Origin of the sequence: Henriciella algicola, from assembly GCF_003576245.1 — a bacterium.
Classification (GTDB): Bacteria; Pseudomonadota; Alphaproteobacteria; order Caulobacterales; family Hyphomonadaceae; genus Henriciella; species Henriciella algicola.
This window is the reverse complement of record NZ_QWGA01000007.1, coordinates 79227-102791: the sequence shown is the minus strand read 5'-3', so window position 1 is coordinate 102791 and position 23565 is coordinate 79227. Positions and strand designations below refer to the sequence as shown.

Genomic DNA, 23565 nt, shown 5'->3' with positions numbered 1-23565 from the left:
AACTCTCGCGCGGCCTATAGCGAGCAGGCTGCAGTCGGGCAACTCCTGCTGACAGACTGGGCTTCAACCACTAGAGTCAGGCAGGATTGCCACTTGAGAAGGGGACGATGGCCCATGACCGGTATTTTGAGATTGATGATCGCGCTGGCTGTACTGATCTCCGCAGTCTACGCGCTGATCTGGCTCTGGACCGGCACCATTCCGGCATATGGTGCAGAGATTATGGGGACACTCGGCATCCTCACCGTCGTCTCGCTCATCATCCTGCTGATTTCGAGGCCGAACAGCCCACCAAAGGCCTAGCCAGCCTCTTTCCAGCCGCCCTGCTCTGTCTGCTGGAAATAGCGGGTGGTGAGCCCTGCGTCCGACGCCGCCTTGTACATCTTGCGCGCCTTGTTGCGCACTGGCGTGTCGCCATCGTCGAACATCACCATGCACCGCGTATAGGACGCATCCACCGGCATGTCGGCGCCGTCCATCAGCAGCGCAACGGCAGCCTCGTTCAGGTTATCGGGCTTCTCAGCGATCAGAACTGGCTGGCGCGCCGGGTCAAGGCCCGCTGCTTCAGCCTGGCCGTGAGGCAGGAAGCTCTGGTCGTCATATGTCCATAGAGCCGCATCCAGCGCCCCGCGGCGGCGGATGTCGGGACTGACAGCGAGTACGCGCCAGCCCCGCTCCAGACATTTTTCGAGGAGTGGGCCAGCGGCCTGCTCAAGCGTCGTCCGCTTAAGGTGGTAGAACCACCATTCAGGTTTACTGGCCGCGTCCAAGTCTAGCCCTCGTAATTGTCGGCAATCCAACGATCGAGCAGGCGCGGGCCGTAGCCAGATGCCCAGCTCGGGTCGAGCGGCGACTTCTCTGTCTCGACCCAGGCGACGCCTGCGATATCGAGGTGGGTCCAGGCCTGACCTTCATTGATGAAGCGCTTCAGGAACTGGGCCGCTGTGATGGAGCCAGCAGACTTGCCGCCAATATTCTTCATGTCAGCAAACTGCGACTTCAGCTGGCGGTCATATTCCGGACCGATCGGCAGGCGCCAGACGCGCTCACCTTCCGCAAGGCCAGCCTTGGTCAGCTGGTCTGCCATCTCGTCGTTATCGGTGAAGAGACCGGCATGATGGTGGCCAAGCGAAATCACGATGGCGCCCGTCAGGGTTGCAAGGTCGACGATGGATTTCGGCTTGAACTCTTTCTGAGCGTACCAGAGCACGTCAGCAAGAACGAGACGGCCTTCGGCATCCGTGTTCTGAACTTCGATCGTCTGACCGGAGGCCGAGGTGAGGATATCACCCGGGCGGATCGCGTTGCCATCCGGCATGTTTTCCACGAGGCCAACCAGACCCACGACGTTTGCCTTGGCCTTGCGCTTGGCGAGCGAAAGCATGGCGCCGGTGACGGCTGCTGCGCCGCCCATATCGCCGCGCATCGCTTCCATACCTGGGCCAGGCTTCAGGGAGATGCCGCCCGTGTCGAAGCAAACGCCCTTGCCGCAGAGAGCCACTGGTGCGTCACCGTCCTTGCCGCCCATCCACTTCATGATGGCGAGCTTGGATTCCTTTACAGAGCCCTGCCCGACGCCGAGCAGTGAACCCATGCCAAGGGCTTCCATTTCCTTTTCACCGAGCACCTCAACTTCGAGACCATGCTTCTCGAGTTCCTTGATGCGGTCGGCGAAGCTGGCCGGGTAGAGAATGTTCGGCGGCAGGTTCATGAGGTCACGCGCCATGAAGGTGCCATCTGCGGCAGCTTCGAGCGGTACCCACTTGTCAGCGGCCGCCGAAGCGTCGCTGGTTACGAGCGTGAGTGTCTCAAGGCTTGGCTTGTCGTCATCCTTCAGCTTCGTGAAGTAGTTGTCGAAACGATAAGACGCGAGCTTAGCGCCAATCGCGGCGCGCGCCGCGAACTCAGCGTCGTCAGCATGAAGCGCGAGCGATTTGAAGCCGCTGCCAGCCTGGCTTTTGACGAGAAGCGCGCCGATCTTTTCCTGGGCGCGGGCATCGCGGCCCTCTGGCTTGCCGCCGCCGATAAGAACGGCGCGGCGAGCGGATGCGCCTTTCGGCAGGACGACAACGGCCGTCTGGCCATGCTTGCCCGTGAAGCGGGTCTGGCCGAGCGCTTCGCTCAGCAGGCCGCCGCTTGATTCGTCGAGCGACTTGGCCGCGCCGGGTAGACCGCCATCCAGATCGACTACGAATGCGACAATTTCGGTTTCTGCTTGTTCAGCAAATGTGATTTTCATGAATAAACTCCGTTTGACGCGAAAACTAAGCATCGACGCGCGCCAATCAACTCGCTAGGCAGTGCCACGCACACAAAAAACTGTATTCAAAGGCGCAATGAAACGCATTCAGAGCTATCTTTTCAGGCAAGTGTTTCGCTCTGTCTTGATCATTGTGGGTGGCCTGACCCTCCTGGCGATCCTGGCGCAGGGCCTGTCGCAGACGGACATCATCGTCGAAAACCGCCAGTCGGCCCTGACCTATTTCACCATCGTCGCGCTCGGCGCGCCGCAGGTCATTGCGCTTCTTACGCCGCTCGCAGTGTTTGTAGCGACCATCTGGTCGCTCAATAAACTGCACAGGGATAATGAAGTCGTCGTGGCAGGCGCCGCAGGCATGACGCGCTGGGATATCGCGTCTCCAATCCTGCGTCTCGCCGTGCTAGCCGCCATTGTCCATCTGGGTGTCAATCTCTGGGTCCAGCCGACAGCGCAGCGTCTCTTGCGAGAAACCGTACAGGACGCGCGCACAGATCTCGCCACATCACTCGTCCGCCCCGGCCAGTTCACGACTGCCGGTGAGGGTCTCACAGTTTTTGCGCGCGAATCGCGCGGCGGAGACCTGATCGGCGTACTCATCTCCGACAATCGCGAGACCGAAACTGATTCGCGTGACTATCTCGCCCAGCGCGGCCGCTTCGTCGAAGTCGACGGCGTGCCAAGCATCATCATGTGGGAAGGCCAGATCCATCAGATCGACGAAAATGACGCCTTGTCAGTTCTCAACTTCGACCAGTCCACATTTGATCTGACGCCATTCGTTGATGACAATGCCGCCGTCGTGCTGAAGGCATCCGACCGGTACCTGCACGAGCTGCTTTATATCGACACGACAAGCTATCAGGAGCTTCAGGACCAGGAAGCCTTCCTGTCCGAGGCCAATGCACGCCTGACCACACCGCTAGTTTCTATCGCAATGGCGCTCATCGCCGTGATGGCGGTGCTTGGTGGGGACTTTAGCCGACGCGGCTATTCGCGGCGCATAGCCTTCGCCACGGGCGGCGCGCTCCTTCTCGTGATCGTTCAGCTGGTTGTGCAATCGGCCAGCCGCAGCAGCATTGGCGCCAATGTAGCCCAGTGGTTTGTGCCACTTGGTACTGCGGCTGTGCTTTCACTCATCTTCTTCAAATGGCGTCTTAAAGTGCCATCACGTATCCTGGGAGCGGCGCGCTGATGCTTATGACCCGCATCCAGAGATACATTATCTGGCAGCTCCTCAGCGGGCTCGCCCTCGTTCTGGCCATCTTCACTGCAACGATCATGCTGGTCGACGTCGTCGAACAGCTTCGGACCGTTGGCGGCGACGTCGAACTGTCCCCGCTTGAGGCGGTCGGCCTCTCCTTCATGAAGCTTCCGGGCTTGATTGAGCAGACCCTGCCCTTTGCTGTCCTGGTGGCGGCCATGATCGCCTACAACCGCCTCAACACACGGTCTGAACTCTCCGTCATTCGCGCGAGTGGCCTGTCTGCATGGGAGTTTCTGGCACCTGTCATGGTGCTGGCGGTAGCGCTTGGCCTGTTCTCAATGATGGTCTTGAACCCACTCGGTGCCCAGCTATCGAGCCAGTTCGAACAGTCGCGCAACTCAATCCTGATTACAGGCGGGGTGCGGGTTGATTCGAGCCGCAATGACGTCTGGCTTCGGCAGGGCGATGGCAATTCGCAGATCGTGATCAGCGCCCAGTCTGTCGATGAAACCGGACAGATCTTTCAGGACGTGAAGATGATCGAGGAAAGCCGGGTTTTCCAGGATGGCCGGCCGACGGATCGCTATGAATTTGTCCGGCGCATTGATGCTGAGCGGGCGCGGATCACCGACGGGTTCTGGCAGATTGAAAATCTGGTCGAGAACATTCCCGGCCGCTCACCGGAGCGGATGGATGCGCTCGCCATTCCAACCGATCTCGACCCCGACCGACTGCTTGATCGGTTCACTTCGCCAAACACGATCGGCTTCTGGCGCCTGCCGGGCTTTATCCATCAGACCAGTCAGGCTGGCCTCGACTCCTCGCGGTTCAAGGTTCGCCTCTACGGGCTGACAGCGATGCCGCTCTTTTTCACGGCGATGGGGCTGATCGGTGCACTCGTCTGCTTGCGCATGTCGCGCCTTGGCGGGACGAGCCGTCTGGTGGCTACTGGATCGCTTGCTGCAGCTGGTGTCTTTTTCATCATGCAGTTCTCCTCCAGTCTTGGCGCGTCGGGTGCGCTGCCGCCGCTGATTGCGGCATGGGCACCTGCGGTCTTTGCGCTGTTTGCTAGCCTGGCTGTACTGGCATACCGCGAAGACGGTTGAGATTCCGCGGTCCTGTTGACACTGGCCGCCACCGCACACAAGTTCCGCCGCGCTCTGGAGGTCACCCTATATGAAAGTTGTCGTTGTCGAGTCGCCGGCGAAAGCGAAGACGATCAACAAGTATCTTGGCAAGGACTACAAGGTCCTCGCCTCTTACGGCCATGTCCGTGATCTTCCCTCCAAGGACGGCTCGGTCGATCCTGACAATGACTTCGAAATGGTATGGCAGGCCGATTCCAAATCGGCGAGCCGCATTCGCGATATCGCCGAGGCGACCAAGTCCGCCGACAAGCTCATTCTCGCAACTGACCCTGATCGCGAAGGTGAAGCCATCAGCTGGCACCTGCTTGAGGCGCTGGAAAAGCGCAAGGCGCTAAAAGGAATTCCGGTCGAGCGCGTCGTCTTTAACGCGATCACCAAGAATGCGGTGACCACTGCCATGGAGCAGCCGCGCGAGATCGACCAGGAGCTGGTGGATGCGTATCTCGCCCGCCGTGCGCTCGACTACCTCGTCGGCTTCAATCTCTCTCCGGTTCTCTGGCGCAAGCTACCGGGGTCTCGTTCCGCTGGCCGCGTCCAGTCTGTCGCCCTGCGCATCATCTGCCAGCGCGAGCTTGAGATCGAGACTTTCCAGCCGCAGGAATACTGGTCCATCGAGGCTGACCTACGAGCCAAGGACGGGACGAGCTTCAAGGCCCGCCTTCACGCCCTTGATGGCGACAACCTCAAGAAATTCTCGCTTCCCGATGAGAAGAGCGCGACCGCGGCGCTCGAAGCGGTCAAAGTCGGCGGATATACCGTCAGCTCGGTTGAATCGAAGCCGGTCAAACGCAACCCGCCGCCGCCCTTCATCACCTCGACCCTGCAGCAGGAAGCCTCCCGCAAGCTCGGCTTTACGGCCAAGCGGACCATGGGCGCGGCTCAGAAGCTCTATGAGGAAGGCCGCATCACCTATATGCGGACCGACGGCATCAATATGGCCGAAGAGGCCTATCACGCCTCGCGCAAGCAGATCGAAAGCGACTATGGCGCCCGCTACCTGCCGGAAAAGCCACGCCGCTATTCCTCCAAAGCCAAGAATGCGCAGGAAGCTCACGAGGCCATCCGCCCAACCGATTTCTCCATCCGCCCCGAAGAGTATCGCGGCGATGGGGACCTGAAAAAGCTCTACACGCTCATCTGGCGCCGCGCGGTCGCCTCACAGATGGAAGCGGCGATTTTTGAGCGCACCACGCTCGACTTCATGTCGAAAGATGGCCGCGCCCAGCTTCGCGCAACCGGCCAGGTCGTCCAGTTTGACGGCTTCATCAAGCTCTACACTGAGGGCCGCGATGATGGCGACGAGGATGAAGACGCAGAAGGCCGCCTGCCAAAGATGAACGAGCGTGACCACGCCGACCTCATCGAAGCCAAATCTGACCAGCACTTCACCCAGCCGCCACCGCGTTTTACTGAGGCGTCGCTCGTGAAACGGCTGGAAGAGCTCGGCATCGGGCGTCCATCGACCTATGCGTCCACCCTGTCGACACTCGAAGACCGCGACTATGTACGCCTCGAGAAGAAGCAGTTGATTCCAGAGGACAAGGGCCGTCTCGTCACCGCCTTCCTCGAAAACTTTTTCGCGCGCTATGTTGAATACGACTTTACGGCCGAGCTTGAAGAGCAACTGGACGTCATTTCCGACGGCAAGCTCGACTGGAAAGCCTTTCTGCGTGAGTTCTGGGTCCAGTTTCAGGCAGCGATCGCGGAGACGAAAGAGCTCCGCGTTTCCAACGTTCTGGACGCGTTGAATGAGGCGCTCGGTCCTTACGTCTTCCCAAAGACGGACGAGAACGGCAATCCGAAAGAGAACCCGCGCGAATGTCCGCTTTGCGGCGAAGGCGAACTTTCGCTGAAGCTGGGCCGTCACGGCGCTTTCGTCGGCTGTTCGCGCTATCCCGATTGTAAGTTCACCCGTCCCTTCTCTGCCGACAGCGAGCAGGAAGGCGCCATCAATCCGGAGGGCGAAGAACTCGGCCTGCATCCCGAAACCGGAGAGCCGGTCTTCCTCAAGACGGGCCGGTTTGGCCCTTATGTTGAAATGGCCGGTGGCGAGGACGACAAGCCCAAGCGGACCAGTGTGCCGAAGGGATGGGACGCCAAAGCAGTTACGCTGGACCAGGGCGTGAAGCTGCTGTCTCTACCTCGCGACGTCGGTGAGCACCCTGATGATGGCGAGATGATCCGCGCCAATCTCGGCCGGTATGGCCCGTACGTGCAGCACCAACGCACCTTCGCGAATGTGCAGACCATCGAAGAACTATTCGATATTGGCCTCAACCGCGCAGTGACGCTGATCGAAGACAAGAAGGCCAAGCGAGGCGGTGGACGTGGGGCAACCCCGCTTAAGGAGCTTGGCAAACACCCTGCCGATGACGAGCCGATCCACGTCTATGAAGGCCGGTACGGGCCCTATGTGAAGCACAAGAAAACAAACGCGACCCTGCCAAAGGACGTGACACCAGATACGGTCACGCTTGAACAGGCTGTCGAGTTGATTGATGCAAAGGCGAAAAAGCCCGCGAAGAAGAAAGCTCCCGCGAAAAAGAAGCCAACCGCCAAGAAAAAGCCTGCGGCAAAGAAGACGACGACGAAATCGAAGAAGGACGACGGATAGGCGGTTGAATCGCTTTACAATCTGCTTCGTCGAACCAGATGTAGGCCAGTAACTTAATTCCCGGTGTGGGCGTCTGTCCGCACCTGAAAGACAGGATATTGAAGATGACTGAACCGAAACTGCCGGAAGAAGAAGCACGCCAGGGCGAAACGGGCAAAGGCGTGCGTTACGTCCTCATCGTTTCCACCATTGCCGCAGTGGTCGCACTCGGCCTGATCTTCGCCTTCGTCGTCTGATTTCAGGCTTCGAGCCTGAATGAATACGGGCAAATCGCGCAGAATCCCTTATATGGGTCGCATGAGTTTTCCCGATAGAGAAACAGTTCTCCAATTCATCGCCGACAATCCTTCAGCCACCACGAAGCAGGAAATTGCGCGTGGGCTGAAGGTAAAAGGTCGTGAGCGCCAGACATTGCGTCAGGTGCTCAAAGACCTTGAGAATGACGGCACGCTGGAGCGCACAGGCAAACGCGCCTGGGCGAAGACAGACACGCCGCCGCCGACAGGCGTCATTGTTTTTGAAGAGATCGACTCCGATGGCGAGTTGATCGGACGCAGTGTTGGACGCGATGGCGCGTTCGGCCCCCCTATTCGCTATGCAGGCTATAGCGGCCGCACCAAGGGGCCTGCCCCCGGAGTCGGCGACAAAGGCCTTGCCCGCATCAATGAGGCGAATGGCGAATACCACGCAAAGCTCCTGAAGCTGTTTGAGCAGCGCGACGAGGAGACGTCACTCACCGGCCGTTTTGAGAAGACGCCGCGCGGCGGCCGGGTTGTCCCGGCGAGCCGCAAGGACAAGCGTACCTTCCTGATCGACGGCACGGATGCCAAGGGTGCTGAGGACGGCGACCTCGTCACAGCCATGCCGAAGCCTGGCAGACCAAACGGTCCAGCCTTCGGCGTCGTGACAGAGATCATCGGGCGAATGGACGACCCTCGCGCGGCGTCCCTGCTCGCGATCCATGGCCACGATATCCCGGTCGAATTTCCAAACGACGTCCTCAACGAAGCCCAGACGATCAAACCGCTGGACAGCCCGCGCGAGGACCTGACCCACATACCGCTGATCACGATCGACCCGCACGATGCGCGCGACCATGACGACGCGGTCTATGCCGAAAAGGTCAAAGATGGCTGGAAGGTCATTGTCGCGATTGCTGACGTCGCGGCCTATGTGAGGCCCGGTACCGCTCTTGATCGCGAAGCACAGAAACGCGGTAACTCGACCTATTTCCCGGACCGGGTCGTGCCGATGCTGCCTTTTGAGCTCTCGGCTGACGCCTGTTCTCTCGTCGACAATCAGGACCGCCCCTGCATGGCGGTCGAAATGAAATTCGACAAATCAGGTACCAAACGCTCGCACCGCTTCATCCGCGGCACGATGCGCTCGCATGCCAAGCTTTCCTATGAGGAAGCGCAGGCCGCGATTGACGGAAAGACAGGCGGCGAAGGCGAGAAATGGCTGGAGCCAGTGCTGAAGCCACTTTGGGGCGCCTATGAGGCGCTTGGAGAGGCCCGAGCCCTGCGTGCGCCGCTTGCGCTCGACCTGCCTGAGAAACGCGTTGAAATCAGTGAGGACGGCAAGGTTACCGGCATCATCGAGAAAGAACGCTTCGACGCGCATAAGCTGATCGAAGAGTTCATGATCCAGGCCAATGTTGCGGCCGCAGAGACGCTGGAAAAGCTAGGCTCTCCCCTGCTCTACCGCGTCCATGACCAGCCGTCTGATTCAAAGCTCGCCGCCCTGTCTGACTTCCTGCAAACGCTGGATATCAAGTGGCCGCTCGGCGAGCGTCCGCAGACCCACCGCTTCAACCGGCTGCTGAACGACCATGCCGAAGGCGAACATGCCGGCACGATCTCCGAGATTGTCCTGCGGTCGCAAGCACAGGCCGTCTATTCGCCGGAGAATAATGGGCACTTCGGTCTCAACCTGACAAAATATGCCCACTTCACCTCGCCGATCCGCCGCTACAGCGACCTTATCGTCCACCGGGCGCTGATCTCGTCGCTCGGTATGGGTGAGGATGGCCTGACCAAGGAAATGGCGGCCTCGCTCGAAGACATTGCCAGCCACCTAGTCGCAACCGAGCGCCGCTCCATGGCGGCAGAGCGCGAAGCCACGGACCGTTATCTCGCCCTCTACCTCGCAGACAAGGTCGGCGCAGAGTTCGAAGGCCGAATCACAGGCGTCACACCTGCCGGTCTCTTCATACGGCTGGGCAGCACGGGCGCAGACGGCTTCTCGCCGATTTCGAAGCTCTCCGATGATTACTGGGTGCACGATGAAGGGGCGATGGCCCTCATCGCGCGCGGATCCGGCAAACGCTTCGAGATGGGTCAGGTCGTGAAGGTAGAACTTGCTGAGGTGACGCCGCTACAAGGCGGCCTCCTGCTCAAGGTGCTGTCTCCTCCGCGTCCCAGAAAGCCCGGAGAAAAGCCGCCCTCCTCGCGCGGGGGCAGGTCTGGTCCGCCGGGCCGCTCGCGTGGCAAGATGTCCAAAGCGCGCAAAAAGACGCGACAGAAAGCCTCCCGTAAAAAGGGAGCCAAGGGAGGAAAGAGCTGATGGCCGGAAAACTCGGCACAGCCTTCGACAAGGAAGGGGACGGCGACGTCATCCAGACGGACCGTCCAACGCCCCGCCCCAAGGACGCCGCAACGCTCATTCTCGTGCGGCGCGATCAGGCACAGCCGCGACTGCTTATGGGCAAGCGCTCTGGCAAGCACACTTTCATGCCGGACAAATACGTCTTTCCGGGCGGCCGCGTGGATACCGCAGATGGGCGTGTCCCTTCGCTCAGCGAATTGCGGGAAACCGAACACCAGAAAGTGGCGCACAAGACGCGCCGCAAGCCACGCGCGTTTGGCCTGACCGCGATCCGCGAGACCTTCGAGGAGACCGGCCTGATCGTCGGCCGCGCCAGCGACTTTCCCGGCCAGCCAGCAAGCGACTGGCAGAAATACGCTGAACAAGGCGCAGCACCGTGTCTTCAGGGCTTCACCATGATCGGGCGCGCAATCACCCCGCCCTATCGGCCGAAGCGCTTCGATGCGCGCTTCTTCATGGCAGAGGCCGAGGATGTCCTCATCGATGAGCGCCCAGCGGTGGACGGTGCCGAGCTGCACGACCTGCAATGGGTGACTCTTTCGGACGCCCTCGCGCTCGATCTGCCGAACGTCACACGCTTCATGCTGGGCGAAATCGGTGAGCGCCTGAAGCAGAAGGATGTGAGCGAATTGCGCCCGCCATTCCTTCGCTGGACAGCCGGTGGCCACTCACAGGATCGTATCTGAGCTACTGGGTGGCATAGCCTGCGGACAGGCGCTTGACTTTACACGGCCACCCCTCCATTAAGCGCCCTTCGATTTCTCAGAACACTCGCGAGAGCAACCGTCATGGCAAAGCCGACAACCATCAAGATTCGCCTGAACTCGACTGCCGGGACGGGTTTTTTCTACGTCACGAAAAAGAACCCGCGCAACATCACCGAAAAAATGGTGATGCGGAAGTACGACCCAGTTGCGAAGAAGCACGTCGAATTCAAGGAAGGCAAGATCAAGTAGGATCTTCCTGAAGACGAATTCTGAACGAGCCGGGCCGAGTGTCCGGCTTTTTCTTTTTCGCGTTACGTAATTGCGCTTATGGACTCACTGCCCGTCTCAGTTGTTATGTAACTGAAGACAGGAGGTGTCCCATGGCTCTCGAATTCAACAAGGTTATCGCCGTCATCGACATTGATGACCACCTTGCCCCCATGATCATGAAAACCGCCGCGTCGCTCACCGCGTCGTCTGGCGAGCTCCATGCCATCGATTCGAACCCGTTTATCACGACGTTTGAGTCGCCATATGCGGCAGGTGCGATCGAAGCTGATGCGAAGGCCCATCAGGCCGACGCAGACAGGCGCCAGGAAGCGATGGAGGCTCTCACCGCCACATACTCTCCGGCCGCAACCGTCGCTGTCCTCGACGGCGATCCATCACGTGATGCCGCAAGTTATGCGAAGAAGATCGATGCTGACCTGATCGTGATCGGTTCGCATCAGAAGACATGGTGGAAGCGCCTGCTTCTGGGCTCAGAAAGCTCTGACATGCTGCGTGAAGCGCCGTGCGCGGTCTTTGTGGTGACAGAGGCCTACACGAAACGTCTGGGCGCTTAACAGCGTCCTTGGCGCCGCAGCTTAGGCCGCGAGGCTCTTGACCTGGTTTCGGCCAGCCGATTTCGCCTTGTAGAGCGCGTCATCCGCGCGGCGCATCATATCGGCAATGGTGTCCTCATCGCCCAGGAAGGTCGCAACACCAGCGCTGACCGTCACTTCCAGCGCGCTGGCACTACGGGTACCGCCATCAAACGTTTCCGCCGCAATGGCACGCCGGATACGCTCAGCAGCCGAGCATGCGAGATCGCCGCCTGTCTCCGGCATGATGACGAGGAACTCTTCGCCGCCTGGACGACAGACAATATCCTTCGGGCGGACATTGGCCATGATCCGCTCAGCAAATTCCTTCAACACGCGATCACCGGCTTCGTGACCATAGACGTCGTTGACCTTTTTGAAATGGTCGATGTCCACCGACACGACGGACAGCGGCGTGCCGCCCATGGAAGAGCGCTTCATCCAGAGGCTCAGTTGATTGTTCATATACCGTCGGTTGTAGAGCCCGGTGAGCTGGTCAATGACCGACAGCTCCAGTCCGCGGTCGACCCTGTTCCGCAGGATCTCAACGTAACGCGACCGACGGGTCTGCGTACGAATACGCGCGAGCAATTCTTCTACGGCGAGCGGCTGCTGAATAACATCGCTCGCTCCGAGCTCCAGCGCCCTTCCCGCAAGATCAACATCGCGCTCGTCCACCGTCACAATGATGGACAGGGCGCGCGTGGCATCATTCGTTCTCAAATGGGCGCAGAGCCGAAGCGGGTCATAACCCTGATTGCTCATCCCCAGGAGGACCACGTCGAGTTTCTCATTGCCGGACTGTTTCAGGCCATCTGCCTGGTCCAGCGTAAAGACGCGGTGCCCGGCCTGTTCCAGCGGGTCGCGCAGGCGCTTTATGTTGTACGGGCTGGTATCGACAACGAGGACGTTTACCGGCCGGTTCAGCGTCGATGCTTCGTCTTCGCTGAATGCACCGATCTTGACCCCGCTTGCCTCGCGCTGGCGCAGCTCGTTGGTCACCGCATTATAGCGCAGCAAGGCATTGAGCCGCGACATAAGGGCGAAGTCATCGACAGGCTTGGTCAGGAAATCATCGGCGCCCGCATCGAGCCCGCGCACGCGGTCAGCGGTCTCACTCAACGCAGTCAGCATGACGACCGGAATGTGGGCCGTTTCAGGCGAGGCCTTCAGCTGGCGGCAGACTTCATAGCCATCCATGCCGGGCATCATCACGTCGAGCAGAATGATTTCAGGCGCAGAACTGTGTGCGACCTCCAGCGCGTGCGGGCCGTTTTCAGCCAGAAGGACCGAATAGTACTTGGCTTCCAGCTTGGCCTGCATGAGGCGCCGGTTGGCAAGAATATCGTCTACGACAAGGATACGTGCGCTCATGCGGCCTGCCTGTCTGAGATCAGACTATCAACAGTCGACCGGAAAGACCGCATCTGTATTGGCTTGGAGAGGTAGGCTTCACACCCTGCTTCGCGCACCAGCTTCTCGTCGGCGCGCATGGCGAAGGCAGTCACCGCGAGGACCGGAATAGACGCTATCGTCTCGTCATCCTTTATCCAGCGGGTTATATCGAGACCAGAAACATCCGGCAGCTGGATGTCCATGACGATCAGGGCCGGCTTGTGCTCGCGCGCTAGTTCGACGGCGCGCGCGCCATCGCGGCATTGCAGCGTATCGTATCCAAAGGCATCGAGCAGGTCACAGAACAGGCGCATGTTCAGTTCGTTGTCTTCAACAACGAGTACCTTTTTGCGTGCGCCGCTCATCATGTCCCCGTCTAATCCCCCAAAATTGAACAATTCCTCAACGGCATACTTACCCATAAGAGTCTTAATCTATGTTTTAAGTCGTCGCCCGAACTTGCCTGAAGACCCGGAACATGAGAAGAACATTCATGGCGTCGCTTTGCCGTGACTGTTCAGCAGTCCACTTCTCAAAAATCGTTAAGTGCCCGTCCTGTAGCAGCGACCGGATCATTTTTCATGAGCGGCTGGAGGAGCTTTGCGTTGCCCACATCGACTGCGACGCCTTCTACGCCGCTATAGAAAAAAGAGACAATCCGGAGATAAGGAATCGCCCGGTGATTGTGGGCGGCGGTCAGCGCGGCGTCGTCGCGACCTGCTGCTATATTGCCCGCCTTGACGGTGTCCGCTCCGCCATGCCGATGTTCAAGGCGCTCAAGGCCTGCCCGAATGCTGTCGTCGTCCGGCCCGACTTTCGCAAGTATTCGGCCGTTTCGCTCGAGATCAGGCAAAAGCTCGGAGCTCTGAGCCCAATGGTGCAGATGGTGAGCATTGATGAAGGCTACATCGACCTCTCCGGCACCAAGCGGCTTCACGCGCATTTGCCCGCTGCCCTCCTCGCCACGCTGGCGCGCGATATCGAACGGGATCTGCAGATCACCATCTCGATCGGCCTGTCAGAGAATCGCTTTCTCGCAAAGATGGCGAGCGAGATCGACAAGCCGCGCGGCTTCGCAGCCTTCTCCCGCGCGGATGCCAAGGATGTTCTCGGCCCCATGCCGGTAAGCGCCATTCATGGCGTCGGACCGGCTTTCGCTTCGCGCCTCTCGAAAGACGGCCTGAACCTGATCGGCGATGTCCAGCGCAAAGACCGCGCCGACATGATGCGCAAATATGGTGAAAGCGGCCAGCACCTGTGGGACCGGTCGCATGGGATAGACAATCGCCGCGTTTCACCTGACAGGGAAAGAAAATCAGTCTCCTCGGAGCGGACCTTCAACAGTGACATCTCTGACCCGCAGATTCTCGACGACCGCCTGTGGTCGGTCTGCGAGGAAACAGCCACCCGCGCCAAGGCTCACGGCGTGGCAGGCTATGTCGTGACACTGAAACTCAAGACGAAGACATTCCGGAGCCTGACCCGAAGTGTCACGCTTTCCGAGCCTACTCAGCTCGCCCAGACGCTGTTCCGGGTCGCCCGCCCGCTGCTGCAGCGTGAGACTGCGGGAACGACAGCCTACCGGCTGATCGGCATCGGCATTTCAGACCTGCATCCTGCGGGCCACGACCAGATCGACCTGATCGATCCGGGCGTCGCCAAACGGGCCGCTGCAGAGCGCGCGATGGACAAGGCGCGCGGCAAGTTCGGCAATCAGGCCGTGCAGACAGGTCGCGCCATGCGGCTGGAGCGACGAAAAAACACGCCCGACTGAACCTCGCCTTGCCCGGTACCAAGGCATATGTCTAAGAGGGTCACGCGTATCAACTACCGGAGTCGCCCGTCCATGAGCACACCTGAAGCCCGCCTGATCAATCTCGGCATCACGCTACCAGAGCCCATGAAGGCGGTCGCCAACTATGTGCCCTTCGTCATCTCCGGCCAGCATCTGTTTGTCTCTGGTCAGGTTAGCTCCACCCCGGATGGCCTTGTAACGGGCCGCCTTGGTGAAACCATGGACCTGCCCGCAGGGCAGGAAGCCGCACGCCGCTGTGGCATCAACCTGCTGGCGCAATGCAAGGCCGCGCTGGGAGACCTTTCGAAGGTCAGCCGCGTTGTAAAACTCGGCGGCTTTGTGAACGCCCACCCGCTTTTCACGGACATCCCACAGGTCATCAATGGCTGCTCTGACCTCATGGTCGATGTGTTTGGTGATGCCGGGCGTCATGCGCGCTCCGCAGTGGCCTGCCCGACCTTGCCCCTCGGCGTTGCCGTGGAAATCGACGGGATTTTTGAAATTACAAACTGAGGACCGATTTGGCCGAACGATTCAATCTGCTCGACTACCACTATGCTCATCGCGGACTTTGGTCCGCAGACACCTATCCAGAGAACAGCCTTGAGGCGATCCTGGCTGCAGGGGGCGGTGGAATCGGCTGCGAGATTGATGTTCGCCCGGCGGCCTGCGGCACGCCCGTCGTTTTCCACGACTCAACACTGCAGCGGATGACCGACGCCAAAGGGCTTGTCGCAAACCATTCAGCTGAAGAGCTCACCAAGCTAACCCTGAAGGGCAATGGCACATTCGCGACGCTGGATCAGCTTCTGGATGCCTGGACCGCAGACACCCCGCTCCTCATTGAGATGAAAATCGATGGGGAAACTGACGCTGAAGGGTTCACGGCACTTGTGGCAGAGCGCGTAGAGGCCTTTGACGGGCGCGCGGCCTTGATGAGCTTCAGCCGCCGCGCGGTCTCCGCTATCCCGTCCAGCATCATGAAAGGCGCGCTGATCCTACCCAGCCGCATGTCGCAGGACATCACACTTCAGGCGCTCGTCAGCACATCTGCCGCCCTCATGCCTGACTATATCGCCGCCCACTGGTCGGACGCGCGCGAGGCCCAGACGACGGCGACAGACTACGGCCTGCCTCTCGTTGTCTGGACAGTCGACACGGCCGAGCGTGCGCAAGAGCTGAAATCCCTTCCCATCGCGCAGATATTTGAGGGCTTCGATCCCGCCTTTGTCAGGCCGGAGGCGTGAGCTAGATTCCGCTCCATGGATGAACCGCGCCTGGAAATCAGACTGATCAACAGCCTCGATGAGGTCAGCGCCGAGGAATGGAACGCGGTCGCCAACCCGCCTAGCGAGCCCTATGACCCCTTCCTGAGCTGGCAATTCCTGCAAGCCATGGAGGAGAGCGGCGCAGCGTCGCCTGAGACCGGGTGGGCACCCCATCATATCATAATCGAGCAGGCGGGACGCGGGTTATGCGGGGCGATGCCGCTTTACCTGAAGTCCCACTCACAAGGTGAGTTCGTCTTCGATCATAGCTGGGCCGATGCCTACGAGCGCGCAGGTGGGCGCTACTATCCAAAACTTCTCTCCGCCGTTCCGTTCACGCCAGTGACAGGACGGCGGCGGCTCGTGCGTCCGGGGCCGGATGCCGTGCGCATCAGCGAGGCTCTGCTTGGCGCGGCTGTGAAGATCGCCGCCGACAACGATATCTCTTCGCTGCACATCAACTTCCTGACAGGCGAAGAGGCGCTGCGCCTCGACACAGCAGGCCTCCTCATCCGCACCGACCAGCAATTCCACTGGAAGAATGATGGCTATGAAAGTTTCGACGATTTCCTGAACGCGCTCTCATCGGCGAAACGCAAGAATCTCCGCAAAGAGCGGCGGCGCGCGCAGGAAGGCCTGACCTTCCGCCACATCACCGGCAGCGACATCACCGAGGACCATTGGGACATCTTCTATGAGTTCTACATGGACACCGGCGCGCGCAAATGGGGCTCGCCCTATCTCAACCGGGAAACATTCTCGCTGCTTGGCGAACGCCTTGCCGACGATATCCTGCTGATCTTCGCCGAAGAGGATGGTGAACCTATCGCAGGCGCGCTGAACATGATTGGCGGCGACCGGTTGCTCGGTCGCTATTGGGGCACTGTCTCTGCGCGGCCCATGCTGCATTTTGAAACCTGCTACTATCAGGCCATCGATTTTGCCATTGCGCGCGGCCTGAAGACGGTCGAGGCAGGCGCCCAAGGCGGCCACAAGCTCGCGCGCGGCTATGTGCCGGAAACCACCTATTCAGCCCACTGGATCGCCCATGAAGGCCTCGCCGACGCCGTTGGGGAATATCTCGGCCGCGAACGCCAGATGGTTGAAAGGGAAGCCGACTTTCTACGTGAGAGAACGCCGTTTAAGAAAGACGGATGAGTTCTCTCGTCACGATTCGGCGCTGCGCCACTTTGCCTGAAGCGCTGGTGTGCAAAAGCCTACTCGAAGCAGCGGGCATCCACGCCGCGGTCGAGAACTACTACCACGCATCGAATGACTGGCTGCTCATTCCCGGCCTGCAGGGCGTCAGCGTCGCTGTGCCATCGACGGACTATGACGCCGCAAAACGCCTCATCATAGATGCTGCCGAAGCAGGCCCAGACGCGCTCGGAGCTGAGTTCGGCGCCTATCAAAAACCTCGGCGCTACGGAGTCGCCGCACTCTGGTACATGATCCTTCACCAGCTGGGCATCGCCCTGTTCGTGCTGATGTATCTCTTCTACGGCGTGATCCTGCTACTCCGCGCGGTACTCCCGGAAATCTGGTTCAGGGCCAAACCCTCACCATCGGGACGAGACTGGATTCCGGAAGTCTCCGCAGGCAACTTCAACCCAATAATCGCGGCGGACTGGAACGCTGAGGGCTTCCTGTTCGTCTTCTTCGTGATCCTTGTCTTCATGGCAGACCGCCTGATAAAGCCTAAGGCAGATATTGAGGACGACGCTGAATGACACTTCACGGGAAGTACGATCAGGACAACATCTTCGCCAAAATGCTGCGCGGAGAGATGCCATGCGTGAAAGTGTTCGAAGACGATGTGGCCCTCGCCTTCATGGACATCTTCCCGCAGACGACTGGCCACACGCTGGTCATTCCGAAGGACGTAAAGGCGCGCAACTTCCTTGAGCTGAAGCCGAAGAAAATCGGGCCCTATATGGAGCGCGTCCAGACGGTCGCGAAGGCAGTGGAAAAGGCGCTGGAGCCCGATGGCCTTCGCATCCTGCAGTTCAACGGAGCACCCGCGGGCCAGACGGTCTACCACCTCCACTTCCATATCCTGCCCATCATGGAAGGCCAGACCGGCCGCCCCCATGCCAGCGGTGAGCCAGCCGACACTGAAGAGCTGAAAGCGCTCGCGGACAAGATTGCGGCGTACCTGTAAGCAGGCCCGCCATTAGCAGCGTCCCTCTCGATGAGCGCAGCTCATCTGAGAGTCCATCACCTGCCCTATCAACAATCGCCATCGAGGCGGACGCCGGATGGCTCCTCCGCTTGAAGTGACTGCAAGGCTAAAGCCCCAGCTTCTGCTTCAGGATCTCGTTCACCGCTTGAGGGTTGGCCTTGCCGCCGGACGCCTTCATCACCTGACCGACAAACCAACCCATCGACTTCGGTTTTTCCTTCACGGCCGCGGCCTGCTCAGGGTTCTCGGCGATGATCTGATCGACGATGGCTTCAATGGCGCCCGTGTCCGTCACCTGCTTCAGGCCATGCTTTTCGACGATATCGCCGGGGTTGCCCTCGCCATCGATCATGCGGGCGAAGACGTCCTTGGCGATCTTGCCTGAAATCGTGTCGTTCGAGATGAGGTCGACAAGCTCGCCCAGCTGGGCGGCGGACACCGGGCTATCTGACAGCTCAAGGTCTTCGCGATTGAGATAGCCGAACAGCTCCTGGCTGACCCAGTTTGCGGCGAGCTTTGCATCACGGCCCTTGGCGACAGCTTCGAAGAACTCTGCGCGTTCGCTATCGGCGGTCAGCACGCCGGCATCATAGCGCGACAGACCGTACTCGCTTTCAAAACGCGCGCGCTTCTCATCCGGCAGTTCCGGAAGGCTCGCCTTGATGTTCTCGATGAAGAGATCGTCAAATTCGAGCGGCAGAAGGTCCGGGTCGGGGAAGTAGCGATAATCGTGAGCGTCTTCCTTGGAGCGCATGGAGCGCGTCTCGCCCTTGTTCGGATCGAACAGACGGGTTTCCTGATCGACCTTGCCCCCGCTTTCGAGGATCTCGATCTGACGGCGCGCTTCATACTCAATTGCCGCCTGGATGAAGCGAAACGAGTTCATGTTCTTGATCTCGCAGCGGGTGCCAAGATGGCTGAAGTCGCCCGTCTCGCGGAATTTTTCGTACGCGCCCGGTTTGCAGACCGACACGTTTACGTCCGCACGCAGATTACCCTTCTCCATGTCACCGTCGCAGGTGCCAAGAGCGACCACGATGGACTTGAGCTTCTTGACGTAAGCCGCTGCTTCCAAAGGCGTTCTGACGTCCGGCTTGGAGACGATTTCCATAAGCGCAACACCGGAGCGGTTGAGGTCCACATAGGTCGCCGTCGGGTCCATGTCGTGAATGGACTTACCTGCATCCTGTTCAAGGTGAAGGCGCTCAATCCGTACAGGGAAGGAATAGGCCGGGTCGCCATGCGCAGGCTCGACATCCACTTCAATCTCGCCCTCGCCCACAATCGGGTGGTCGAACTGGCTAATCTGATAGCCCTGCGGAAGATCCGGGTAGAAATAATTCTTCCGGTCAAAGCGGGACCATTTGTTGATCTTCGCCTTGAGGCCGAGGCCGGTGCGCACCGCCTGCTCAACGCACTTCTTGTTGATGACTGGCAGCATGCCAGGCATTGCCGCATCGACGAGCGAAACATTGCAGTTAGGGTCCGCGCCAAATTCGGTCGAAGCGCCGGAAAAGAGCTTCGCTTCAGACGCAACCTGCGCGTGGACTTCAAGGCCCATCACAAGTTCCCAGTCTCCGGTATCGCCCTTCAGCGTATAGGTCGGCCGCTCGCTCATATTGCGTGGTCCTTCAAGCAGTTTCTGCTTGCTACATAACGGGCGAATAGCGCCCGTGCCACCCCGAATTGCGGCTCGATCAGAGGCCGAATTTGCGGTCGAGGCTGAGCGTATCGTCTTCCCGGAAAGCCATCAGGATGAGCGTGCCAGCGAAAACGGCGAGTGAAGGGAAGAACAGGACCTGCCGGGAGCTTTCATCCAGGAGATAGAGCCCCAAAGGATCGAGGATGTACTTCCAGATTACGAGAACCCCGAGGCCTAGGATAACCGCTTGGGCTGGGTATACATATTTGCGAAACAGTCCGGCGACCACGGCAAGACCGATTACCACTTGCAGAATGCCCCACGGCAGCTGCAACCAGTCCATACTGACGGTGCCGCCATAATACTTATCGGAGACTCCAACAGCAGCGGCGGGCGACATGATCTTGATGAGCCCCCAGATCACAAGCAACAGACCTGTGCCAGCGCGCATCAGCAACAAGGAAATGGATTTCATGGTTCAGCCTCCAGATTTGCGACCTAAGTGGGCCGGGCGGAGCAGAACCTCAAATCACGATTACGTTCCCGGCAGGGCCTATTTGCCCTGTTTCTTCTGCGCCGCCGCCACACGCGCCTTACGGGCCGCCATCCGGTCCTTGATATTAGCGCTAAGGCGGCTTGGCGTCTCAGCCTCTTCAGCCTTGCGTTCGCGGCGATACTGGATCCGCTCAACGAAGATTGCGCCGCGTAGCGAGATGTAAAGCGCAGCGACAACGGCAGCGAGCCAGTACATCCGCGTGCGTGGGTGGAATGGGTTCACCCCATTGTACCAGGCCATCGACAGGATCAGCAGGACCATGAAGACAAAGGCAAGGACGGCGTAGAGCGCGGTTCTGGTTTTTCTCGACATGAAGACCTTCTAGCATTCGCCTGCACAGGCCGTCACGCTCACAGATGCGTTACGAGGCTCAGTCTCGTTCGTCCCAGCCATCGGCGATGGGCAGCAGAGGCAACAGCACCAGGAATAGCGCGAACAGGAACAGGATAGCAGGCACGGCAAAGCCTCTCGGCCCATCCGTCGCCGACTGCACAGTGGCAGCATGAACACCAAGCCCAGCAAGCAATGCCGCGAGAGGCCAGCGGACCGCGCGAGAGCGGAAAAGCCTCAGCGAGAACAGGCCGGTTGTGATCTTTTCGAGAAAGTTGCGGTGGCCACGCGTCGACATGGCCTCCAGACTACCACCACTTCTGAGGCTTTGCCACGAAGCCTGCCGCTTCCTCGATGGCACCAGCCACGCGGAAGCAGGACGCCTCATCCAGCGCCTTGCCGATGACCTGCAGGCCGAGCGGAAGTCCTTGGCTATCCAGCGCCGCAGGCACCGAAATGCCCGGCAGGCCGGCAAGATTTGCGGTCACCGTGAAGATGTCGTTGAGGTACATCTGAACCGGGTCGGCTTTCTCGCCATAAGCGAAGGCAGCAGATGGACAGGTCGGCGTCAGGAGCGCATCACACTTCTCGTACGCCTCAATGAAATCATTGAGAATTTTCGTGCGGACCTTTTGCGCGCGCAGGTAATACGCGTCGTAATAGCCGGACGAGAGAACATAGGTGCCGATCATCAGGCGGCGCTGGACTTCCGCGCCAAAGCCTTCAGAGCGCGTACCCTCATAGGTATTCACCAGATTGTCGCCCTGAACGCGCGTGCCATAGCGCATGCCATCGTAACGCGCGAGGTTCGATGAGGCCTCAGCCGGGGCCACGATGTAATATGCTGGCAGCGCGTATTTCGTGTGGGGCAGCGAAACGTCGACGATCTCGGCGCCCTGCTCTTCCAGCCACTTTACGCCCTGGGTCCACAGCGCTTCGATTTCGTCAGGCATGTTGTCGACGCGGTATTCCTTTGGAATGCCGATCTTCATGCCTTTGACGCCCTGCTTTACGCTTTCGCGCCAGGCCGGAACAGGCTCTGGCAGCGAAGTCGAATCCTTTGCGTCATGGCCACACATGGCTTCCAGCAGGATGGCGCTGTCCTCGACCGTCTTGGCGATCGGGCCAGCCTGATCAAGCGAGGACGCAAACGCGACCATGCCATAGCGGCTCGCGCGGCCATAAGTCGGCTTGATGCCGACAGTCCCGGTAAAGCTTGCAGGCTGGCGAATGGAGCCGCCCGTGTCCGACGCCGTGGCACCGAGACAGAGATCTGCCGCCACAGCTGCCGCAGAGCCACCCGAAGACCCGCCCGGGGTCAAATTCTGGTTAGAGCCTTCACGGCGCCAAGGGTTTGCCGGCGGGCCAAAACGAGATGTCTCGTTCGATGAGCCCATGGCGAACTCATCCATGTTGAGCTTGCCGAGCATGACTGCGCCGCGATCCCAGAGTTGCTGCGTCACAGTCGACTCATAGGTCGGGGTGAATTCGCCCAGAATGTTCGAACATGCCGTAGTGCGGACATCCTTGGTGCAATAAAGGTCCTTCACGCCAAGAGGGGCGCCTTCGAGCGCTCGTGCCTCACCCGCAGCGATCTTCGCATCTGCCGCATCCGCCATTGCCAGCGCCTTTTCAGGCGTCTTCACGACATAGGCGTTCAGCGTGTCGTTCGATGCCTCGATCTCCTTGATGAAAGCCTCGGTCAGTTCGCGCGAGGAAAAAGCCTTGGCAGACAGCCCATCGAGGGCCGCAGCAAGCGTGAGTTTCGTGAGGTCGGTCATCTGGCAAGGATCCACAAGAATAGGTTTGCGCCTTCGTATGCTGGCCGGGCTGGAGAGTTCAAGTCCCGGTGACTGAAACGACGCATTTGAACTGGAGATGCTACCCAGTCGTTTAGTTGCGATATAGACTGCGCACTCTCGCGCCAGTTGCAGATCGGAGGAAACACATGAACCGCACGAAACTTCTCTTCGCCCTTCCGGCCAGCGCCCTCTTCGCCCTTGCCGCCTGCACCTCGCAGCCGGACGCCGGCAAAGACGAGCCTGAAGCCTGGCGAACCGATGCACGCCTTGGCGAACAGGTCGACAGGGTCTGCTTTGCGTCGAACATCGACAGCTTCCGGATGACAACGCGCAATAGCGTCATCGTCGAAGAAGGCGTGAACGATGAATACCTCATCGAGACAGTGGGCAGCTGCTACGACCTCGACGGCGCCAACTCGCTCAGCTTCGACACGTTTCCCGGTGCGAGCTGCGTCACGAAAGGCGATTCGATCTATGCTTACCGCAGCGCATTTGGCCCTGACCGGACGGACATTCCACCGGCACGTTGTCCAATCAGAGCCATCTATGAATGGAATGAAGATGCAGCTGAGGGCGAGCAGGAATAGCGAAGTGGATGCTGGCGCATCGTCGTGCCCAACGGCCGTCAAACCCTAACATTTCGATTAATCGCTTTGATGCCTATGCTATTCGGTATACATTAGGGGTTGAGCGCAAGCGGTTTGCAGCTCTTGAGCAATGAGGAGTTATCCCATGAAAACCTTCGCAACGATCAGCGCGGCAACAGCGGCGTCCATGATGTTTGGTGCTGCAGCGATGGCTGAAGCTCCGAATGCGGGACCGGATGACTATCTCAATGATGTGCGTCTCGGCGAAAAGGTCGACCGCATCTGCTTTCGCGATCAGATCAACGATTTCCGCGAAGGCACAGAGAGCACGATCATCGTCGAGCGCGGCGCGAAGGATTACCTGATCCAGACCGACAAGCCGTGTAATGAACTCGACGGCGCGCAGACAATCTCGCTCAACAACGCCTTTTCAAGCGGACGCTGCGTCACCTCGTATGACCGCTTCTCCGCCTCCAAGAACACTTTTGGCAACGCAAGCGACCCGGCCTATCTCTGCCGCATCAAAGCCATTTACGAATGGAATGAAGACGCGCTGAGCACGGACGTCGCTTCAGTCGATTGAGGCCTTCAGTAAAGGAGACGTC

The 23565-nt window shown here is 59.6% G+C and carries 26 protein-coding genes; 17 read left to right on the top strand and 9 right to left on the bottom strand.

The features are described 5' to 3' along the window. The first annotated feature begins 114 nt into the window (after positions 1-114). Positions 115-303: a hypothetical protein gene (locus tag D1222_RS15660; protein ID WP_147371859.1), complete on the top strand. Its 189-nt coding sequence runs from the start codon at positions 115-117 to the stop codon at positions 301-303. On the opposite strand, the gene D1222_RS10175 is transcribed toward D1222_RS15660, so the two are convergent. Together D1222_RS10175 and D1222_RS10170 are read right to left on the bottom strand one after the other, a co-directional pair. Beyond that, positions 300-770, bottom strand: coding sequence for a DNA polymerase III subunit chi (locus D1222_RS10175; RefSeq protein WP_119454163.1), 471 nt, complete (start codon positions 768-770; stop codon positions 300-302). The genes D1222_RS15660 and D1222_RS10175 overlap by 4 nt on opposite strands. Before the next feature lie 2 nt (positions 771-772). Continuing rightward, positions 773-2239, bottom strand: coding sequence for a leucyl aminopeptidase (locus tag D1222_RS10170; protein ID WP_119454162.1), 1467 nt, complete (start codon positions 2237-2239; stop codon positions 773-775). A gap of 97 nt (positions 2240-2336) precedes the next feature. Here D1222_RS10170 and D1222_RS10165 point away from each other — a divergent pair, with 97 nt between their 5' ends. The 8 genes from D1222_RS10165 to D1222_RS10135 all read left to right on the top strand — a co-directional run bounded on the left by D1222_RS10165 (position 2337) and on the right by D1222_RS10135 (position 11385). Then, positions 2337-3452, top strand: coding sequence for an LptF/LptG family permease (locus tag D1222_RS10165; protein ID WP_119454161.1), 1116 nt, complete (start codon positions 2337-2339; stop codon positions 3450-3452). Beyond that, positions 3452-4570: an LptF/LptG family permease gene (locus D1222_RS10160; protein WP_119454160.1), complete on the top strand. Its 1119-nt coding sequence runs from the start codon at positions 3452-3454 to the stop codon at positions 4568-4570. Before D1222_RS10165 ends, D1222_RS10160 begins: the two co-directional genes overlap by 1 nt. 70 nt (positions 4571-4640) lie before the next feature. Next, the gene (topA, locus tag D1222_RS10155; protein ID WP_119454159.1) at positions 4641-7226 is read left to right on the top strand and encodes a type I DNA topoisomerase; all 2586 of its coding nucleotides are present in this window, start codon (positions 4641-4643) and stop codon (positions 7224-7226) included. A 104-nt stretch (positions 7227-7330) separates the two neighbouring features. After that, entirely contained in the window at positions 7331-7462 is a 132-nt protein-coding gene (locus D1222_RS15905; protein WP_267896088.1) for a hypothetical protein, read from the top strand. Between the two features lie 61 nt (positions 7463-7523). After that, on the top strand, positions 7524-9791 hold the full coding sequence (gene rnr, locus D1222_RS10150) for a ribonuclease R (RefSeq protein WP_119454631.1): 2268 nt from the start codon (positions 7524-7526) through the stop codon (positions 9789-9791). Continuing rightward, on the top strand, positions 9791-10519 hold the full coding sequence (locus D1222_RS10145) for an NUDIX hydrolase (protein WP_119454158.1): 729 nt from the start codon (positions 9791-9793) through the stop codon (positions 10517-10519). The genes rnr and D1222_RS10145 overlap by 1 nt, the downstream gene beginning before the upstream one ends. A 102-nt stretch (positions 10520-10621) precedes the next feature. Continuing rightward, the gene (gene rpmG / locus D1222_RS10140) at positions 10622-10789 is read left to right on the top strand and encodes a 50S ribosomal protein L33 (protein WP_119380140.1); all 168 of its coding nucleotides are present in this window, start codon (positions 10622-10624) and stop codon (positions 10787-10789) included. 131 nt (positions 10790-10920) lie between these two features. Further along, positions 10921-11385 (top strand): universal stress protein, encoded by a 465-nt coding sequence (locus tag D1222_RS10135; RefSeq protein WP_119454157.1) that lies wholly within the window; start codon positions 10921-10923, stop codon positions 11383-11385. A gap of 21 nt (positions 11386-11406) precedes the next feature. Here D1222_RS10135 and D1222_RS10130 read toward each other — a convergent pair whose 3' ends face one another. Together D1222_RS10130 and D1222_RS10125 are read right to left on the bottom strand one after the other, a co-directional pair. Next, complete coding sequence (locus D1222_RS10130) at positions 11407-12777, bottom strand: PleD family two-component system response regulator (RefSeq protein WP_119454156.1); 1371 nt, start codon at positions 12775-12777, stop codon at positions 11407-11409. Beyond that, positions 12774-13166, bottom strand: coding sequence for a response regulator (locus D1222_RS10125; RefSeq protein WP_119454155.1), 393 nt, complete (start codon positions 13164-13166; stop codon positions 12774-12776). The genes D1222_RS10130 and D1222_RS10125 overlap by 4 nt, the downstream gene beginning before the upstream one ends. Positions 13167-13291: 125 nt before the next feature. On the opposite strand from D1222_RS10125, the gene D1222_RS10120 reads away from it, so the two are divergent. From D1222_RS10120 to D1222_RS10095, 6 genes are all read left to right on the top strand, one after another. Next, a complete protein-coding gene (locus D1222_RS10120; protein WP_119454154.1) occupies positions 13292-14572 on the top strand; it encodes a DNA polymerase IV in 1281 nt (426 codons plus the stop codon). Positions 14573-14644: 72 nt separating this feature from the next. Further along, a complete protein-coding gene (locus D1222_RS10115; protein ID WP_119454153.1) occupies positions 14645-15106 on the top strand; it encodes a RidA family protein in 462 nt (153 codons plus the stop codon). A gap of 8 nt (positions 15107-15114) precedes the next feature. Beyond that, positions 15115-15840 (top strand): glycerophosphodiester phosphodiesterase family protein, encoded by a 726-nt coding sequence (locus D1222_RS10110; protein WP_182481945.1) that lies wholly within the window; start codon positions 15115-15117, stop codon positions 15838-15840. Positions 15841-15855: 15 nt separating this feature from the next. Next, positions 15856-17019, top strand: a complete 1164-nt coding sequence (locus D1222_RS10105; protein WP_119454151.1) for a GNAT family N-acetyltransferase — start codon at positions 15856-15858, stop codon at positions 17017-17019. Then, positions 17016-17591: a hypothetical protein gene (locus tag D1222_RS10100; RefSeq protein ID WP_119454150.1), complete on the top strand. Its 576-nt coding sequence runs from the start codon at positions 17016-17018 to the stop codon at positions 17589-17591. Before D1222_RS10105 ends, D1222_RS10100 begins: the two co-directional genes overlap by 4 nt. Continuing rightward, the gene (locus D1222_RS10095) at positions 17588-18022 is read left to right on the top strand and encodes an HIT family protein (protein WP_119454149.1); all 435 of its coding nucleotides are present in this window, start codon (positions 17588-17590) and stop codon (positions 18020-18022) included. Before D1222_RS10100 ends, D1222_RS10095 begins: the two co-directional genes overlap by 4 nt. 127 nt (positions 18023-18149) lie before the next feature. On the opposite strand, the gene gatB is transcribed toward D1222_RS10095, so the two are convergent. The 5 genes from gatB to gatA all read right to left on the bottom strand — a co-directional run bounded on the left by gatB (position 18150) and on the right by gatA (position 22352). After that, positions 18150-19661, bottom strand: a complete 1512-nt coding sequence (gene gatB, locus D1222_RS10090) for an Asp-tRNA(Asn)/Glu-tRNA(Gln) amidotransferase subunit GatB (RefSeq protein WP_119454148.1) — start codon at positions 19659-19661, stop codon at positions 18150-18152. Between the two features lie 79 nt (positions 19662-19740). Next, positions 19741-20160, bottom strand: a complete 420-nt coding sequence (locus D1222_RS10085; protein WP_119454147.1) for a hypothetical protein — start codon at positions 20158-20160, stop codon at positions 19741-19743. Between the two features lie 78 nt (positions 20161-20238). After that, complete coding sequence (locus D1222_RS10080; protein WP_119454146.1) at positions 20239-20553, bottom strand: hypothetical protein; 315 nt, start codon at positions 20551-20553, stop codon at positions 20239-20241. A gap of 58 nt (positions 20554-20611) precedes the next feature. Further along, complete coding sequence (locus tag D1222_RS10075) at positions 20612-20869, bottom strand: hypothetical protein (RefSeq protein WP_119454145.1); 258 nt, start codon at positions 20867-20869, stop codon at positions 20612-20614. A 10-nt stretch (positions 20870-20879) separates the two neighbouring features. After that, positions 20880-22352, bottom strand: a complete 1473-nt coding sequence (gene gatA, locus D1222_RS10070) for an Asp-tRNA(Asn)/Glu-tRNA(Gln) amidotransferase subunit GatA (protein WP_119454144.1) — start codon at positions 22350-22352, stop codon at positions 20880-20882. Positions 22353-22519: 167 nt separating this feature from the next. Here gatA and D1222_RS10065 point away from each other — a divergent pair, with 167 nt between their 5' ends. Further along, positions 22520-22960: a DUF6491 family protein gene (locus D1222_RS10065; protein ID WP_119454143.1), complete on the top strand. Its 441-nt coding sequence runs from the start codon at positions 22520-22522 to the stop codon at positions 22958-22960. Between the two features lie 145 nt (positions 22961-23105). Continuing rightward, positions 23106-23543, top strand: a complete 438-nt coding sequence (locus D1222_RS10060) for a DUF6491 family protein (RefSeq protein WP_119454142.1) — start codon at positions 23106-23108, stop codon at positions 23541-23543. Positions 23544-23565: the final 22 nt, after the last annotated feature.